Origin of the sequence: Epilithonimonas mollis, assembly GCF_900142325.1 — a bacterium.
GTDB lineage: Bacteria > Bacteroidota > Bacteroidia > Flavobacteriales > Weeksellaceae > Epilithonimonas > Epilithonimonas mollis.
This window is the reverse complement of record NZ_FRAM01000002.1, coordinates 413,595-429,489: the sequence shown is the minus strand read 5'-3', so window position 1 is coordinate 429,489 and position 15,895 is coordinate 413,595. Positions and strand designations below refer to the sequence as shown.

General features: G+C 36.6%; 14 protein-coding genes. 13 read left to right on the top strand and 1 reads right to left on the bottom strand.

Annotated elements, in window-relative coordinates; all coding sequences use genetic code 11:
* Positions 1-74: 74 nt before the first annotated feature.
* Positions 75-2,855 carry a bifunctional aconitate hydratase 2/2-methylisocitrate dehydratase gene (locus BUA97_RS09440; protein WP_072997604.1) on the bottom strand — a complete coding sequence of 927 codons (2,781 nt, stop codon included), beginning with the start codon at positions 2,853-2,855 and terminating at the stop codon, positions 75-77.
* Between the two features lie 289 nt (positions 2,856-3,144).
* On the opposite strand from BUA97_RS09440, the gene BUA97_RS17490 reads away from it, so the two are divergent.
* The 13 genes from BUA97_RS17490 (at position 3,145) to BUA97_RS09375 (ending at position 15,890) form a co-directional block, all read left to right on the top strand.
* Positions 3,145-3,582 (top strand): DUF2752 domain-containing protein, encoded by a 438-nt coding sequence (locus BUA97_RS17490; RefSeq protein WP_084081301.1) that lies wholly within the window; start codon positions 3,145-3,147, stop codon positions 3,580-3,582.
* Positions 3,583-3,598: 16 nt separating this feature from the next.
* Complete coding sequence (locus tag BUA97_RS09430) at positions 3,599-4,282, top strand: WG repeat-containing protein (RefSeq protein ID WP_072997602.1); 684 nt, start codon at positions 3,599-3,601, stop codon at positions 4,280-4,282.
* A gap of 233 nt (positions 4,283-4,515) precedes the next feature.
* Positions 4,516-6,651 carry a TonB-dependent receptor gene (locus BUA97_RS09425; protein WP_072997601.1) on the top strand — a complete coding sequence of 712 codons (2,136 nt, stop codon included), beginning with the start codon at positions 4,516-4,518 and terminating at the stop codon, positions 6,649-6,651.
* A gap of 156 nt (positions 6,652-6,807) precedes the next feature.
* Positions 6,808-7,485: a T9SS type A sorting domain-containing protein gene (locus BUA97_RS09420; protein WP_072997600.1), complete on the top strand. Its 678-nt coding sequence runs from the start codon at positions 6,808-6,810 to the stop codon at positions 7,483-7,485.
* A 90-nt stretch (positions 7,486-7,575) separates the two neighbouring features.
* The gene (locus BUA97_RS09415; RefSeq protein WP_072997599.1) at positions 7,576-8,253 is read left to right on the top strand and encodes a hypothetical protein; all 678 of its coding nucleotides are present in this window, start codon (positions 7,576-7,578) and stop codon (positions 8,251-8,253) included.
* Positions 8,225-8,743 carry an acyl-CoA thioesterase gene (locus BUA97_RS09410; protein ID WP_072997598.1) on the top strand — a complete coding sequence of 173 codons (519 nt, stop codon included), beginning with the start codon at positions 8,225-8,227 and terminating at the stop codon, positions 8,741-8,743. The genes BUA97_RS09415 and BUA97_RS09410 overlap by 29 nt, the downstream gene beginning before the upstream one ends.
* A gap of 15 nt (positions 8,744-8,758) precedes the next feature.
* Positions 8,759-9,391: a hypothetical protein gene (locus tag BUA97_RS09405; protein ID WP_072997597.1), complete on the top strand. Its 633-nt coding sequence runs from the start codon at positions 8,759-8,761 to the stop codon at positions 9,389-9,391.
* Positions 9,388-10,320, top strand: a complete 933-nt coding sequence (locus BUA97_RS09400; protein WP_072997596.1) for a 2-hydroxyacid dehydrogenase — start codon at positions 9,388-9,390, stop codon at positions 10,318-10,320. The genes BUA97_RS09405 and BUA97_RS09400 overlap by 4 nt, the downstream gene beginning before the upstream one ends.
* 26 nt (positions 10,321-10,346) lie before the next feature.
* Positions 10,347-11,714 carry a T9SS type A sorting domain-containing protein gene (locus BUA97_RS09395; RefSeq protein ID WP_072997595.1) on the top strand — a complete coding sequence of 456 codons (1,368 nt, stop codon included), beginning with the start codon at positions 10,347-10,349 and terminating at the stop codon, positions 11,712-11,714.
* 147 nt (positions 11,715-11,861) lie between these two features.
* Positions 11,862-13,118, top strand: a complete 1,257-nt coding sequence (locus tag BUA97_RS09390) for a serine hydrolase domain-containing protein (RefSeq protein ID WP_072997594.1) — start codon at positions 11,862-11,864, stop codon at positions 13,116-13,118.
* 233 nt (positions 13,119-13,351) lie between these two features.
* Positions 13,352-13,870 carry an RNA polymerase sigma factor gene (locus tag BUA97_RS09385; protein ID WP_072997593.1) on the top strand — a complete coding sequence of 173 codons (519 nt, stop codon included), beginning with the start codon at positions 13,352-13,354 and terminating at the stop codon, positions 13,868-13,870.
* Positions 13,836-14,555, top strand: a complete 720-nt coding sequence (locus BUA97_RS09380; RefSeq protein ID WP_072997592.1) for a hypothetical protein — start codon at positions 13,836-13,838, stop codon at positions 14,553-14,555. The genes BUA97_RS09385 and BUA97_RS09380 overlap by 35 nt, the downstream gene beginning before the upstream one ends.
* Positions 14,556-14,642: 87 nt before the next feature.
* Positions 14,643-15,890: a DUF4252 domain-containing protein gene (locus tag BUA97_RS09375; RefSeq protein WP_072997591.1), complete on the top strand. Its 1,248-nt coding sequence runs from the start codon at positions 14,643-14,645 to the stop codon at positions 15,888-15,890.
* Positions 15,891-15,895: the final 5 nt, after the last annotated feature.

Here is a 15,895-nt window from a genome sequence, read left to right as displayed (position 1 = left end):
CAAAAAAAAACGGAAGACTTTAAGAAATCTTCCATTTATATCAAAAAGTCTTACGACTTCAATTTTAAAATCAATTAGTGACCAACCGTTACCAGTTCTTTGATAGATGGGACGAAAGTCGTTAAATCAATACCTTCAACAGCTTCTTTATATTCTTCAATGCTTGGGATTCTTCCTTTGATGGCCGACAGTACAACCACCGGAGTCGAAGCCAATAGAGATTCTCCTTTTTTACGCTCAGAATCTTCCACCACTCTTCCCTGAAAAAGACGTGTGGATGTTGCTAAGACAGTGTCTCCCTTTGCCGCTTTTTCCTGATTGCCCATACAAAGATTACATCCTGGACGCTCAAGGTACATCATATTTTCATATTCTGTACGGGCCTCACCTTTCGGAGCAGCATCGTTGAATTCAAAACCTGAATATTTCTCCAATAATTCCCAGTCACCTTCTGCTTTCAGCTCGTCGATAATGTTATAAGTAGGAGCCGCAACCACCAGTGGAGCCTGGAACTCTACTTTACCATTCTGTCTTTCAAGATTTTTCAACATCTGGGATACGATTTTCAAATCACCTTTGTGAACCATACAAGATCCTACAAAACCCAAATCTACCTTTTTATCACCGCCGTAATATGTAAGGTCTCTGATAGTGTCGTGTGTATATCTTTTAGAAACATCGTCATTGTTTACATCCGGGTCAGCAATCATTGGTTCTACTATAGCGTCAAGATCCACCACTACTTCTGCGTAATATTTTGCATTGGCATCAGGCGTGAGTGCGGGTTTTTCTCCGGATTTGATCTCAGCTATTCTCTTGTCAGCTTTATTGATCAATCCTTGCAGAACCTGTCTTTCATTGTCCATACCTTTATCGATCATGATCTGGATTCTTCCCTTGGCAATTTCCAAAGATTCGATTAGTGTGTCATCTTCTGAGATACAGATGGAGGCTTTGGCTTTCATTTCCGCTGTCCAGTCGGTGAATGTAAAGGCCTGATCCGCAGGAAGCGTCCCGATGTGAACTTCAATAATTCTACCCTGAAAAACGTTCTCTCCTCCAAATTGCTGAAGCATTTGTAACTGGGTTGCGTGAACCACATCACGAAAGTCCATATGTTCTTTCATCTTTCCTTTGAAAGTAACTTTCACAGATTCCGGAATCGGCATCGATGCTTCTCCTGTTGCTAATGCAAGGGCAACCGTTCCCGAATCAGCTCCGAAAGCGACCCCTTTTGACATCCTGGTGTGAGAATCTCCACCGATAATGATAGCCCATTCGTCAATCGTAATATCATTAAGAACTTTATGAATAACGTCTGTCATAGCATGATATTCACCTTTAGGATCACGTGCTGTGATCAGACCGAAATCATTCATAAACTTCATCAATTTAGGAATATTAGCCTGCGCTTTTTTATCCCAGACCGATGCCGTGTGACAACCAGACTGGTAAGCACCATCAACGATGGGTGAAATCACTGTTGCTGCCATAGACTCCAATTCCTGAGCAGTCATCAAGCCGGTTGTATCCTGAGAACCAACAATATTGACTTCTACACGGACGTCAGAACCAGCATGCAGAACTTTCCCCGGCGTTAAACCAACCGCATTTCTGTTGAAGATTTTTTCGACAGCCGTAAGTCCCTGCCCCTCTATTGATATTTCTTTTGATGGAGCAAATACAGTCGGAATTTCTATTCCCAAAATCTGTGAGGCAACTGTCTGTATTTTTTTACCAAAGACTATAGCATAAGAACCGCCAGCCTTGATGAACTCCATTTTCTGAGGTGTCAATGCCTTAGAAATGTCAATCAGTTCTTCGCCGTCTTTATAAAGTTTTTTTGTTTTTGTATTGATAGTAAGAACAGTTCCTGTAGCTACAGAATAAGCCTCTTCAAGGACAACTTCTCCTGCTTCATTGCGGATAGCATTTCCGTTTTCATCCACTTTCTTCACCCAGTTTTTAAGATCGATACCAATACCGCCTGTTACATCAACTGTTGTAAGGAAAATTGGAGATATACCGTTGGTTCCACCGACAATCGGGGCGATATTCACGAAAGGAATATATGGACTGGCCTGCTTTCCTGTCCAGAGTGCGACATTGTTCACACCGGACATTCTGGAAGATCCCACCCCCATGGTTCCTTTTTCAGCAATCAGCATCACACTTTTGTCAGGATGCTGCGCCTGCAGAGCTTTGATCTCTTCCTGAGCTTGAGGCGTTATCATACATTTTCCATGTAGCTCACGGTCAGATCTGGAGTGTGCCTGATTTCCCGGAGATAATAAATCTGTGGAGATATCACCTTCGCCAGCGATAAAAGTTACGACCTTGATCTCTTCCGGAACTTCGGGAAGTTTTGTGAAAAAATCAGCTCTTGCATAGCTTTCAAGAATTTCATTTGCGATTGGATTTTCATTTTTAAAAGCTTCCTTCAAGCGATCTGTATCGGCTTCATATAAGAAAACCTGAGTTTTGAGAACTTCTGCAGCTTGTTTTGCAATCTCTACATTATTACCCAAAGCAAGATCTAACAACACTTTGATAGAAGTACCGCCTTTCATGTGAGACAATAATTCGAAAGCAAAAACAGGTGTGATCTCTTCTACCACGGACTCACCCAGTATGATTTCTTTTAGAAACTCTGCTTTTACGCCTGCAGCACTTGTTGTTCCGGGTAATGTGTTATAAATAAAAAACTGGAGAGAATCGGCTCTGTAGATGTTGTTCCTGTCTTTGATCTGAGAGATGATAGCACTTAAAAGTTCGGCACTATCAATCGGTTTAGGATGTAATCCCTGCTCTTTTCTTTCGTCAATCTCTTTTAGGTAATCTTTGTAAATATTCATTATAAGTCGTTTCGATTTATGGCCCGGTTTTGGTAATTAACGTTTTTGATATTAGTTCAATTTTGAAGATTGTCATAGAATCACAGCCAACAACCAATCTGAGCCAGCGTTGTTACATACTTTTAGCAATTAATTAATATTAATTGAAATCAAGTCTTGCTAAATTCGCCCAAATTTACGAAATTCAAAACTTTTAACAGAATAGAATAATTTAGATTTAAAATAAATTATATTTCTTTTTTCTATAAACCTTATTTTTGTTATAATAATTGTTATTTTGATTTTTTCAATGAGTTATTATAATATGCATAAAACCAAGCTATTATTACGCAGCTTACTAAAACCTGTATTGCTTTTTGTTTCTTTCATAACTGTAGCTGGTATATATTATTTTTTTGATCCCTCCAGAGATACTTTCTTTATATCTTGTCCGCTTAAAGCACTTACAAGTTATGAATGTGCCGGCTGTGGCTCCCAAAGAGCTTTTCATGCATTGCTACATTTTCATTTTTTAGAAGCCGTTAAGTTCAATGTTTTGTTTGTAATGCTTTTTTTTATAGTTATCTGTCTTTTGTTATTGAGGATTTCAGGTAATGACACGCTCATTAAAAAATTCAATGGCATTCTTTTTGGTAAAAAAACATTATTTGTAATATTAATAATAATTTTACTATTTTCGTTGTTCAAGAATACTGTTTTCTATAAAGGTATTATTGAAAACTTGTAAAAACACACTACATACGATGAAAAAGATATTCACCTTATGCATAGCAAGCATCAGTATTGCTGCATATTCTCAAACACCGGACGAACTTCCCGAACTCATTCCGGTTACCATCAATCAAAAAACAGGATATATTGATCAGAAAGGAAATACGATTGTAAAACCTGAATATAATATTGCAATGCTTTTTTCGGAGGATTGTCATTTACTTAATTCTCCTAATGAAAATGTAAGGATTTTTGGAACTTCTGATTATGCCACGGCTGAAAAAAACATGATTGTTTACAGGATTAACAAGCTTGGCGAAAGGGTTTATCAATACAAAAGTGAAGACAAAGGAAAATGCACTTTGCAATATGAACCTCAGCAATATAATGCCTTTGTTGTGAATGGTTTTTATGGGTTGATAAGCAAAAAAAGTATCGATGATAAAAAATACGACAACTTTGTAATATCACCGGCGTATCAATCTCTGTATATTTTGGATGGAGACACGGATGATCCGATGATTATTGCGGTTCTGGATGATAAATTTGGCATCATTAACAAAAAAAACGAAGTTATTATTCCTTTCATCTATGAAGACATCAAGACCAATCTGAGCTGGAAAACCGCCCATTTGTTTGAGGTTTCCACCAATGGCAAAGATTATTTCTACATCAATAAAAATAATCACAGCTATAATATATCAGGTATTAAATAAAAAAATTGTAATTTCGCAGTCAGAAATTTAAGGGGTGCTTTAACAAGCTGAGATTATACCCGATGAACCTGGAACAGGTAATGCTGTTTAGGGAAACATTCATTTAAACGATGAATGGTAAAAAAGATAATTGATTAATAATAACGTTATAAAAAATCATTATCAACACCATCTGTCGTTTTCTATAGTCGCCCCTTTTATTCCAATAAATTTTAACAATTAAATTTAAAAGAATGAAAGGATTTATTTTTTTAGGAGTATTCATTGCTCCATTTTATTTTTCACAAACTACAGATTCTGTAAAAGTTACGAGTATCCAGGCCGTAGAATTCACGAAAAGAACGCCGGTTGCAAAATCGATCATCAATGTCGAAAAAGAACTGGCAGACAAAAACCTAGGACAGGATCTGCCGATCCTTCTGAAAAACCAAATGTCCGTTGTTTCAACCTCTGACGCAGGAAACGGTGTCGGTTACACTGGTTTACGGATCCGTGGAACTGCAGGCACAAGCATCAACGTTATGCTGAATGGCGTTCCTTATAATGATTCCGAATCGCAGGGAACTTTTTTTGTCAATGTTCCGGATCTTACCAGCTCCGCTTCGCAAATTATAATCCAGAGAGGTGTGGGAACATCTTCCAACGGCGTTTCGGCCTTCGGAGCCAGTGTGAATGTAATTTCCAAAGATCCTTCGGATGAGTTTTCGGTAAAGTCGGATGACTCTTACGGATCATTCAACACTTACAAATACTCGGCAGAAATTAATTCCGGAAAATTCTGGAATAACCGTTTGTCGGTGATGGGAAGATACACCCAGATCCATTCCGATGGTTATATTGACAGAGCGTCTTCTAATCTGCATTCTTATAATTTTTCAGCTTTATTCCAGGAAAAAAATACGGAGTTGAGATTTTTGGCATTCGGAGGAAAAGAAAAAACGTATCAGGCCTGGAATGGTATTGATAAAGCGACTTGGGAAACCGACCCAAAATTCAATTATTCGGGAGCAATCTATGACGATAACTGGGAAAATATTGTTGGATTTTATAATAATGAAACTGATAATTACAGACAAAGTCATTATCAGCTATTATGGAATCAAAAATTTTCTAACGATTGGAAATTAGAAACCACAGCCCATTATACCAAAGGAAAAGGCTGGTATGAAAATTATAAGCAGGGCGCTAAATTCTCCAAATATAATTTACCAAATATCATCGACAATGGAACTGAAATTAAGACTTCGGATTTCATCAGAAAAAAATGGCTTGATAATGATTTCTATGGTGTGATCTCTACTTTGTATGGAAAACTGGGTAATCTTGATCTAAATTTCGGGGCTGTTGCCAACCAATATTACGGAAGACATTTCGGGAACGTGACAGGTGTCTTTTTCCCTGAAATTGATGAGTTCGAATATTACAGGAACCGGTCTGTTAAAAATGAAGTTTCGGGCTTTGCAAAAGCAATTTATAAACTTGATCAGTTGGAATTCTTCGGAGATCTGCAACTGAGAAACATTGATTACAATACAAAAATCATTTCACAAGGCGACGGTGAAGGTGCAGATCTGGATCGTAACTGGACATTCTTCAATCCAAAAGCCGGGATTAATTATAATATAGATAACGGAAAAGTGTTCGTTTCATATGCGAATGCGCATCGCGAGCCCAATAGAGATGATCTTTTTGCAAATCCGGAGGTAAAACCGGAAACCCTTCATGATTTCGAAGCTGGATGGGAACAGCAGTTTGACAAAATCTCTTTCACCGCCAATGCCTATTATATGTACTATATAGATCAGCTGGCGCTTAATGGACAATTGACAAATGTTGGTGAGTTTATCAAAGAAAATATCGGGAAAAGTTACCGCTTGGGAATTGAGATTGGTACTTTGGCAAGATTATCGGAAAAGCTACAAGTATCTGCCAACCTAACGCTGAGCAATAACAAAATAATGAAATATACAGTGGACGTAAAGGAGCCAGATCCTACTAATCCCGCTAATGAAATCACCGTTCAAAAAACATATGGAGGAGAAGATATTTCGTTTTCACCAAATATTATAGCAAACGGGAATATAATTTACTCGCCGTTTAAAAACTTTAATCTTGGTGCTACAGCGCAATATGTTGGAAAACAATATCTTGATAATTCAGGCGATAAAGAAAATCAATTAGATTCCTATTTCGTCCCGGATTTTAATATGTCCTACAAATTGCCTTTGCAGAAACAGGATATAACTCTCAGGTTCTTGTTAAATAATTTCACCAATACGAAGTATGTCAATAATGGTTTTAGTGGACCTTATTACTTCTCTCAGGCAAGAACAAACTTCCTTTTCGGCATTTCCATGAAGTTTAAATAAATTTTACAGTCTGAATTTCAGATAATTATGTATTTTTTTAAGGTCTATGTAATTTTTTTTACTGTCAAATTAAAATTAATATTAGATTTACAGGGATTTCAATTTGTTGATAAAAAATCAATTGGAATCAAATATAGACCTTAAAAATTTACATTTATGAAAAAATTCTATTCAATGGCACTTGCAGCCTTTGCAGGTGTTGCGCTGTCCGCACAGCTAACTTACACAGTATCCAATGGTATTTACAAATTAACGTACGGAAAATCAGGTGATTGGAGCTTTTACGATCCTCAAGGCGCACCGACGATTTATGTGCATGTCTGGTCAGCACAGTCTGACGGCGATAATAATCAAGGAAACTTCGATGATGCCTGGACAAACTCAAATACAACAATGGTCTGGGATAACGCAGAAGGAGCCTTTGTAGGCACTATCAATCTGAACACAAAGCTTTTCACCAATTCCAACACGACAATGCCACAAGGCGCTGTGGTACAGAGAATCGGTATTGTTTTAAAGGACCAGCAAAACGGAACGTCAGCACCAGGCAGACAATCTGCAGACAAAGACCTTGACGGACCAACAACTTTATCTACAATGTCTGTTTCCGATTTTAGCCGAAAGGCAAAATCTCAGGTTGCAGCAGGCAAACTTTTTACGGCTGCAAAGGGTAATCTCGCATTGACGGTTTATGAATCCGGAGGCAGAATTGTAAAGACCTTAAAAGTAAATGCAAACGGAAACCCGATAGATCTTGGTCTTTCCCAAAAAGGTGTGTATCTTATTACAATTTCGGGTGAAAATATTTCGGACTCTGTGAAATTTGCATACTAAGTTTACTTAATTCATATCAAATCTAAAGGTTGCTGCAAAAGCGACCTTTTATATTTTCTTTAACATTAAAAATTATGTAGTTTTGTGGCGATGAATTTTGAATATCTTTTATATCAATACCTTCTGAAGCATAAAAAAGCAGAAGTCCCGGAATTCGGGGTTTTCGAATTTACCCGGGAATCGGCTAAAATTGATGCCGCAAATTCTGTTATTATCCCTCCGAAAGAATCTGTCACTTTCGAATACCATCCCTACGGTTATGACGACCGTTTCGCCAGATATATTGCTGAAGAAACCAGCAACGATCTTTCCATTGTGCAAACAAATCTGAAGAAAGAAATTGACAATTGGTTGCAGAAATTGCAAGCTGAGAAAATCTTGGTTCTGGAAAACCTGGGACAGTTTCAACTGGATAATGATAATAAAATCATCAAGATTGCGGATAACAATGAGGATGTATTCGGTTTTGAAGAAGTCGATCTGCAGCACCTTAAAAATCTAAAATCCAGGAATAATTTTACAGCCGAATATAGTTTCCAAAAGAGTGTTATCTGGACTTTTGTATCTGTGATTGTTATTGGTTTCACAGCACTTTTTCTTTTTGGCGATCAGGAAATAATATTCGGGAAATCATCACAAATTCCTGTAAAGCAAATTACAAGAAAACCTCAAGCCAAAGAAACGAAAACAATCATAAAACAAGATTCTGTAAAAACAGACAGTATAAAACCTCCAACGAATGCAAAAATCCAAAAATCCAATAGATAGCCTAACGGTGATGACGAATATCGTTCTCCCGAACGAGACCAATTCATTAAGAAATCTTTTCGGAGGCGAACTATTGTCAAAAATGGACCGTGCTGCATCGATCTCGGCTACAAGACATTGCGAAAGACGTGTAGTAACAGCTTCTGTAAATCACGTCTCATTCAACCATCCGATTCCGGAAGGTGGAATTGTAGTTCTGGAGTCTAAGGTTTCCAGGGCATTTTCTACTTCTATGGAGATCTATGTTGATGTCTGGCTGGATGATCCTATCAACCAGCGAAAAATCCACACCAATGAAGGCATTTATACTTTCGTGGCGGTGGATGAGTTTAACCGCCCGATCCCGATTCCGCCACTGGAACCGGAAACCGAAGAAGAGATCCAACGTTTCCATGCTGCCCAGAGAAGAAAAGAATTATCTCTGATCCTGTCCGGAAGAATGAAACCAACGGATTCTGTAGAACTGAAAAAATTATTCTTAGGAGAGTAACATAATATCTAACTTATGAAAAGACAATTCCTCATCTGCTTTTTATTTTTTTCCCTGATTTGTTTTGGACAGAAATATGACGTCATTGTCTACTTAAAAAATGGTTCCGTTAAAAAGGGCAAAGGCGATTATGTTGACAATGGGGAATCTAAAATGAAATTCATAGAAGATTCTCAATCAAAAAAAGAAAGAATCAAATATGATGACATAGAAAAAGTTGAATATCATGACAACAAAACCAATGAACCTTTTGTCCTGGAAAGAAAGGAAACTTCATATAAAAGAGGAAGCGGAAAACCGGTGACAGAGGTCGCATGGCTAAACAAAACCCGTACATCCGGTGATATCTCTGCGTATGTTACTAAAAGTTACAGCGATGGCTATACTAACATGTCCACAGGAAATACAATGACAGCCAGTACTTTCATAGGTTTCTATTTTCAGTATAAAGACAAAATGCCTGAGATGATATATTTTAATTCTTCGGATAATTATCTGACAAAGAAAAAATGGGTTGGAAATTTCATTGAAAATTTTTTCAAAGACCTATGTCCAAACATGGCGAATGATTTTAGAAACGGAAAGATCAAATTAAAAGAAGACGCTTCTCCACTTTTAGATTACTATGAAAAAAATTGCAGTAAATGAAAATCCTTCAGCTCGATAAAAACCATCCCTTAATTTCTGAACAATTATCTGCCAAAGATTTTATTGTAGAAGAAGACCATACGTCAACTTACGAGGAAGTTTTAGGGAAAATCAGGAATTATGAAGGAATTATTATCAGAAGCCGAATCCCATTAGATGAGAATTTTCTGACCAAAGCGTCTCATCTAAAATTCATCGCAAGAGTTGGCGCAGGAATGGAAAATATTGATATCGAAACGGCAGAGAAATTAAATATTAAACTCATCAATTCTCCGGAAGGAAACCGGGATTCTGTTGCGGAACATGTTGTGGGGATGTTGTTGATCCTGATGAACCGTTTGTTCATTGCTTCCACCGAAGTCAAAAACGGAATCTGGAAACGGGAAGAAAACCGTGGCGATGAATTACTCGGAAAAACTTTCGGAATTATTGGTTATGGCAATATGGGAAAAGCGACAGCGAGAAGACTTTCCGGTTTTGGCGTTGAGGTTATTTTTCACGATATTTTGCCTAATCTCTCCGATGAATTTGCAACACAGGTTTCTTTGGAGGAACTTCAAAAAAGAGCTGATATTTTGAGTCTTCATATACCTTTGACGGACAAAACCAACTATCTGATTGATGAAACATTCATTTCTAAAATGGAAAAGAATTTCTATTTCGTCAATACCGCTCGAGGGAAAAATTTAAAAACTAAAGCTTTAGTACAAGCAATTGAATCAGGCAAGATTTTAGGTGTCTGTCTGGATGTTTTGGAATACGAAAAGTCATCTTTTGAAAATCTGGAAACAGAAAATCAAGATCTGAAATATCTATTAGATTCTGAAAAAGTGATTGTTACACCACACATCGCAGGCTGGACGCATCAAAGCAAAGAAAAACTGGCTCAGGTTATTGTTGATAAGATTTTGAATAATTTTAAAATTTAACATTATATTCACAAAAAAACTAAACTATGAAAAAACTAATACTTATTTTTATTTTATTTATTGGAGTTGATTCTATCAATGCTCAAAATGTCGAATTCTATGATTCAAATTTCAAAGCTTATTTGGTCGGGAATTCTGAGATAAACACCAATGGAGATAATGAAATACAAATCTCCGAAGCCGAAGCTTTTACTGGAACAATTGATTGTAACAGCAGAAATATTACAAGCCTGAAGGGAATTGAAAATTTTAAAAATATCACAGAATTAATTTGCTATTCTAACAATTTTAATGATTTAAATTTATTCTATAATGAGAAATTAAAAAAAATAAACTGTAATGGCTCAGGTATTCAATATATACAAATTAGCCAATGTTTAGAACTAACAGAGTTATTGTGTGGGAATAACGGATTGACTTTTATAGATACAAGTAATAATTTAGCATTAAAAACTTTGTATTGCTCATTCAATCAATTTTTAAATAATCTTGATCTAACTCATAATCCAAATCTCGAACAATTTTACACCGCTGAAACAGCAATAGTTTCTTTAGATTTAACTCAAAACAAATCGCTGAAATTATTGGATATTGGTGGAACTCAAATATCTAATATCGATTTAAGCCAAAATGTAGATTTAAATGAGTTTTATTGCGGTGCAACTCAATTGAGCAACTTAGATGTTAGCAAAAATGTTAATCTAAAGATTTTACAAGTTTTTGATAATGCACTTATAAGTACTTTAGATGTTAGTAAAAATACTGCTTTGACATATCTTTCTGTAGGCAACAATGGTATAACTAATTTGGATGTAAGTAAAAATCTACTTTTAAAAACATTATTTTGTGGAGATAATAAAATAAAATATTTAGACATCAGTAAAAATACTTCATTAGTACAATTTTCTTGTTGGGGCAATAAATTGACAACTCTAGACTTAAGCAAGAATTCTGATTTAACTTTTATAAGAGTAAGTGATAATGAACTAGAAACTCTTAATCTTAAGAACGGTACGAATAACCTGATTTCATTTTTCCAATCAACCAATAATCCAAAACTTACTTGCATTCAAGTTGATAATCCTGCAGCAAGCGAAAACTATCCCGATTGGCAAAAAGATACAACGGCAACTTACAGTACAGATTGCGGATTGTCAGTTTCTGATATCCATAAAAGTGAATTAATTATATATCCTAATCCTGTGAAGGATGTAATTAACTTTTCGGATGAACTTTCAAATATTATTATTTCAGATTTTTCAGGGAAAATTATTAAGCAAAATTATTATTCAATTTCAGATATTAATGTCTCGAATCTCCCAAAAGGAAATTATATAATAACTGGAATTTCAAAATCGGGTAACAAAATAAGCAAGAAATTTATAAAGCTGTAATCTTAAATTTATTAACAAATGCTAATCTCTCAACATGTAAATTGTTGGGAGATTTTTATTCACATTTAACTTTTGTTAAGATAATTCCGTTCGGTCAAGTTTTCATTTTATGTTAACTTGCGAGCCTTAACGAAGTTTGGGTAACAGATGAATTTTAGAAAAATAATCACGGTAGTTTTAGCAATTGTATCAGTTTATTCCTGTAAAAAGAAAGATGAAACTGAAACAGATAATTACCAATCTAAACTTCCCAATTACAGCAACGTTGATTTATCAAAAGTTTTCACGCCGGCAGAATCTACGCTGGAAAATCAAACTTCTGTTTTGCCGGTTATCAATAATTATTACCAAAAAGTCTGGGAACAGGGTGACCTGAGTGGTGGAATTCTTGTGGCGAAAGGCGATAAAATTATCTTCGAAAAGTACCGTGGATTTGCAAGAGAAGGCAAGCAAATGCCAATCGATGAAAACACTTCGCTTCACGTGGCATCTGTTAGTAAAACGATGACTGCAATGGCTGTTCTGAAATTGATTGAAGCCGGAAAACTGAAACTGGAAGACGACCTGACCAAGTTCTTTCCAAAATTCCCATACAAAGAAATCACTGTTTTCAGTTTACTTTCCCAAAGAAGCGGATTGCCGAAATATGAACATTTTGACCAAGGCATCAAACCCGCTCCTGAAGAACTGAAGAAAGAATTCCTTACCAATCAGGACGTTTTGGATATGCTCATCAAATATAATCCTGCATTGGCGAGAATGTCCAACACTGGATTTATGTATTGTAATACCAACTTTGCGCTATTGGCTTTGATTGTTGAAAAAGTCACCGCAACGCCCTTCCCGGAAGCGATGCAGGAGATTCTGTTCAAACCTTTGAAGATGGATCATACCTACATTTTCCGGAAAAAAGACATTCCAACGGCTTCGCAATCGTTTTTCAGCGGTTACAGATTGTATCCTTTGGACAAGCTGGATTTGATTTATGGCGACAAAAATGTGTACACCACGCCGAGAGATTTGCTCAATTTTTCCGTTGCGTTATTCTCCAAAGATTTCCTGAAACCAGAATTGGCGGGCAAAATCTTCGAACCATATAGCAATGAGAAAAAAGGAGTCAATAATTACGGTTTAGGATTCCGAATGAAAGAATTTGACAATGGAGAAAAGCTGACATATCACAACGGTTGGTGGCATGGAACCAATTCGGTTTTTGCGCATCTTCTGAAATCGAAAGTCACAATTATTGCCATCGGAAACAAATATTCTGGCAAAGTATATTCTGCATTGGCGTTATCCGGATTGTTCGAGAATTTCCCTTTCGAGATGGAAAAGCTTAACAAAACAATGAATCCGAAAGGAGCATCAGAAAAAGATTCAGCGACTTTGAATTCTGGTGAATAATTATAAAATCTTAAAAAAGGAATTGAAGCTTCCAATGAAAAATATAACGTAAGAATTGTAAAAATATTTCACAAAATAGTAAATTGATTATCAGAACTTTAATATTTATTGAAGTTCTTTTTTTATTTTTGATGTAATAAACTTAGGACAACAAATGTCTTACTTTTAAACAACCAAGAACTATGAGGTTTTAAACCAAAAAACTTTGAACCTCAAAACATTAAACTGAATCTATGACTCAAGACAACTTTCAAAACTCGGTATACATTCTCAAGGATGAGATGTATCGTTTTGCGAAAAAGTTCTTGATGAGCGCAGATGAAGCCGAAGATGTGGTAATGGATCTGATGATGAAGTTCTGGCAAAAGAAAGAAGAACTTCTGGCTGTAGACAACCTAAAAAGTTTCGCCATGAGAAGTATCAAAAACGAATGCCTGAACCGCCTGAAACACCACGAAGTGAAGCTCGGGTTTGCAAGCCAGACGAGACACAATTCGGAGCTTTATCAGATAGAGACGAATAATATGAGGGAGCAGATTTTGGGATTCATCTCTCGACTGCCGGAGAAACAAAAAATGGTCATTCACCTTAAAGATGTAGAGGAATATGAGATATCAGAGATTGGACAGATGCTGGAAATGGAAGAGAACGCTGTCCGAATCAACCTGATGAGAGCCAGACAAAAGGTGAAAAATTCTATTAACAAACTTTATGAATATGAAAACAGACAGATACAAGGATTGGGAATCTAAGTTCTTCGAAGGCGAAGAATTGACGCCGGAAGAGCATCTGTTTCTCAAAAATGAAAGCGATAATCCATATTTCTCTTTTCTGAAAGAAGAGAAACAGGAAAAACTAGATATAAGCTTCGAGGATTTCCTGAAGAAAGCGGAACAGCCAAAAACAGTGGTGCTTCCAATAGTCAAAAAGAAATCTTACCAGCAATATTGGATGGCAGCGAGTTTGGTTTTGTTAATGGGAATCAGTGGACTTTGGATGTTCAATAACCCGGAAAATATTGAGCCTCAAATCGCTAATCATACTGAAACATCTCAGACGGTTGAAGCGCCAAAAACTTTGAAGCCAGAAGAAACTTCAACACAAAAGCCGGTCTTGGCACAACAAAATGCTCAGCCTGAGAAAAAATTAAATAAGGAGAAAAGTGTTGTTGATAATCAGAAATCAAAAGCACAATTCGCTCATCATCAACCAAAACAAACGGAAGAAAATATTAATCAAAATAAAGTAAGCTCCAATTCAGATTACAATCCGAATTATGTCATCATCAATGGAAAACCAATCTACAATGAGCAGGAGGCAATTGCTGTGACAGAGGATACTTTTAATTTTTTTGCAAGTAACGTTACCCAAACCATAAATCACGCAGAATCTGCCCAGAATCAATCTTTGGACTTTTACAGGATTCTTAATTTTTAACATCAATCAAAACAATGAATTGCTATTACAGAATATTCTAACACTTCCGAGGAAGTAGCAAATCATTAATTAAATTTCAATATCATTATGAAAAAAATATCATTACTAATCGTATTATTTCTCCTGTCTACGAATATTTTCGGACAAACGGAGGAACTCAATAAGCTCTTTGACAAATATCAGGACACGGAAGGTGTGACCTCTATCAAGATTGCAAAACCAATGTTCAAATTATTGAATAATCTGAAAATCGATAATGAAGAATTGGGAAAAATCCAACCACTTCTTGGAAAGGTGGACGGACTGAAAATGCTGGTTCTGGAAAAATCGAAAACGTCTGATAATTCCCTGGTAGACGAAAAGAAAATCGAAAAAGAAATTGCCGCTTCCCTCAAAAACATGAAATATGAGGAACTGGTAACGGTCAACAACCGTGACGCTAAGATCAAGTTCATGGCGCAGGATATCACAGCGAATGTTATGGATAATTTGATTCTTAACATTATGTCAGAGGACACTTCTGTTCTGATGATGCTGGATGGGAAAATCTCAATGGATGATGTGAGCAAACTGATGGAAGAAACTCAGACGAAAACCTCGGTTAACCCGGTTTCAACTATCAAATCGGACAACACTAATCTTGTAAGTGTGAGGAACGTCCCGGCTTTCAACGGAATTGAAGTATCTACAGGAGTTTCCGTGGATTTCTCACAAAGTACTAATCAAAGTGTGACTGTGAATGTTGACCCCGATAAGCAACAGTATGTCATCACGGAAGTTGAAAATGGAATTTTAAAGATCTTCATCAGAAACAAAGGTGTGAGAAACCTGAACATCAACAACCTGAAAGTAGTAGTTTCCGGGCCAAAATTATCAAGACTCACAACAAAATCCGGTGCATCTTTTAAAGCTGTGACACCAATCACCGAGAGTACATTCGCAGCAAGCTGCAACTCAGGTTCACTGGTTTCAGGAACTTTCAAAGTTTCTACAAACACTGCTTTGGAATTAGAATCAGGTTCCAGTGTAAAAATGAATCTTGAAACCAAATCTCTGGCTTTGGAAACGAGCAGCGGAAGTTCTCTGAAATTATCCGGAAAAGCAGATTCCAGCGTGATAAGCGCAAGCAGTGGAAGTTCGGTTTCAGCAGGCGACTTTGTAGTGAAATCTGCTGTTGTAGATGCTTCTTCCGGCTCCAGCGTGAAAATCAATACGACGGAAAGCATCACTGCAAGCGCAAGTTCGGCATCATCCATCCAATACAAAGGAAATCCTTCGAAAGTAACCAAATCTGCCCAGGAAGTTACTGGCGCAAGCATCTCATCAACCAATTAAAACTA

What these genes read in the sequence shown, in the direction of transcription:
- BUA97_RS09440 (WP_072997604.1), bottom strand. Translation starts at nt 2,855, where the DNA reads ATGAATATTTACAAAGATTACCTAAAAGAGATTGACGAAAGAAAAGAG.
- BUA97_RS17490 (WP_084081301.1), top strand. Translation starts at nt 3,145, where the DNA reads ATGAGTTATTATAATATGCATAAAACCAAGCTATTATTACGCAGCTTA.
- BUA97_RS09430 (WP_072997602.1), top strand. Translation starts at nt 3,599, where the DNA reads ATGAAAAAGATATTCACCTTATGCATAGCAAGCATCAGTATTGCTGCA.
- BUA97_RS09425 (WP_072997601.1), top strand. Translation starts at nt 4,516, where the DNA reads ATGAAAGGATTTATTTTTTTAGGAGTATTCATTGCTCCATTTTATTTT.
- BUA97_RS09420 (WP_072997600.1), top strand. Translation starts at nt 6,808, where the DNA reads ATGAAAAAATTCTATTCAATGGCACTTGCAGCCTTTGCAGGTGTTGCG.
- BUA97_RS09415 (WP_072997599.1), top strand. Translation starts at nt 7,576, where the DNA reads ATGAATTTTGAATATCTTTTATATCAATACCTTCTGAAGCATAAAAAA.
- BUA97_RS09410 (WP_072997598.1), top strand. Translation starts at nt 8,225, where the DNA reads ATGCAAAAATCCAAAAATCCAATAGATAGCCTAACGGTGATGACGAAT.
- BUA97_RS09405 (WP_072997597.1), top strand. Translation starts at nt 8,759, where the DNA reads ATGAAAAGACAATTCCTCATCTGCTTTTTATTTTTTTCCCTGATTTGT.
- BUA97_RS09400 (WP_072997596.1), top strand. Translation starts at nt 9,388, where the DNA reads ATGAAAATCCTTCAGCTCGATAAAAACCATCCCTTAATTTCTGAACAA.
- BUA97_RS09395 (WP_072997595.1), top strand. Translation starts at nt 10,347, where the DNA reads ATGAAAAAACTAATACTTATTTTTATTTTATTTATTGGAGTTGATTCT.
- BUA97_RS09390 (WP_072997594.1), top strand. Translation starts at nt 11,862, where the DNA reads ATGAATTTTAGAAAAATAATCACGGTAGTTTTAGCAATTGTATCAGTT.
- BUA97_RS09385 (WP_072997593.1), top strand. Translation starts at nt 13,352, where the DNA reads ATGACTCAAGACAACTTTCAAAACTCGGTATACATTCTCAAGGATGAG.
- BUA97_RS09380 (WP_072997592.1), top strand. Translation starts at nt 13,836, where the DNA reads ATGAAAACAGACAGATACAAGGATTGGGAATCTAAGTTCTTCGAAGGC.
- BUA97_RS09375 (WP_072997591.1), top strand. Translation starts at nt 14,643, where the DNA reads ATGAAAAAAATATCATTACTAATCGTATTATTTCTCCTGTCTACGAAT.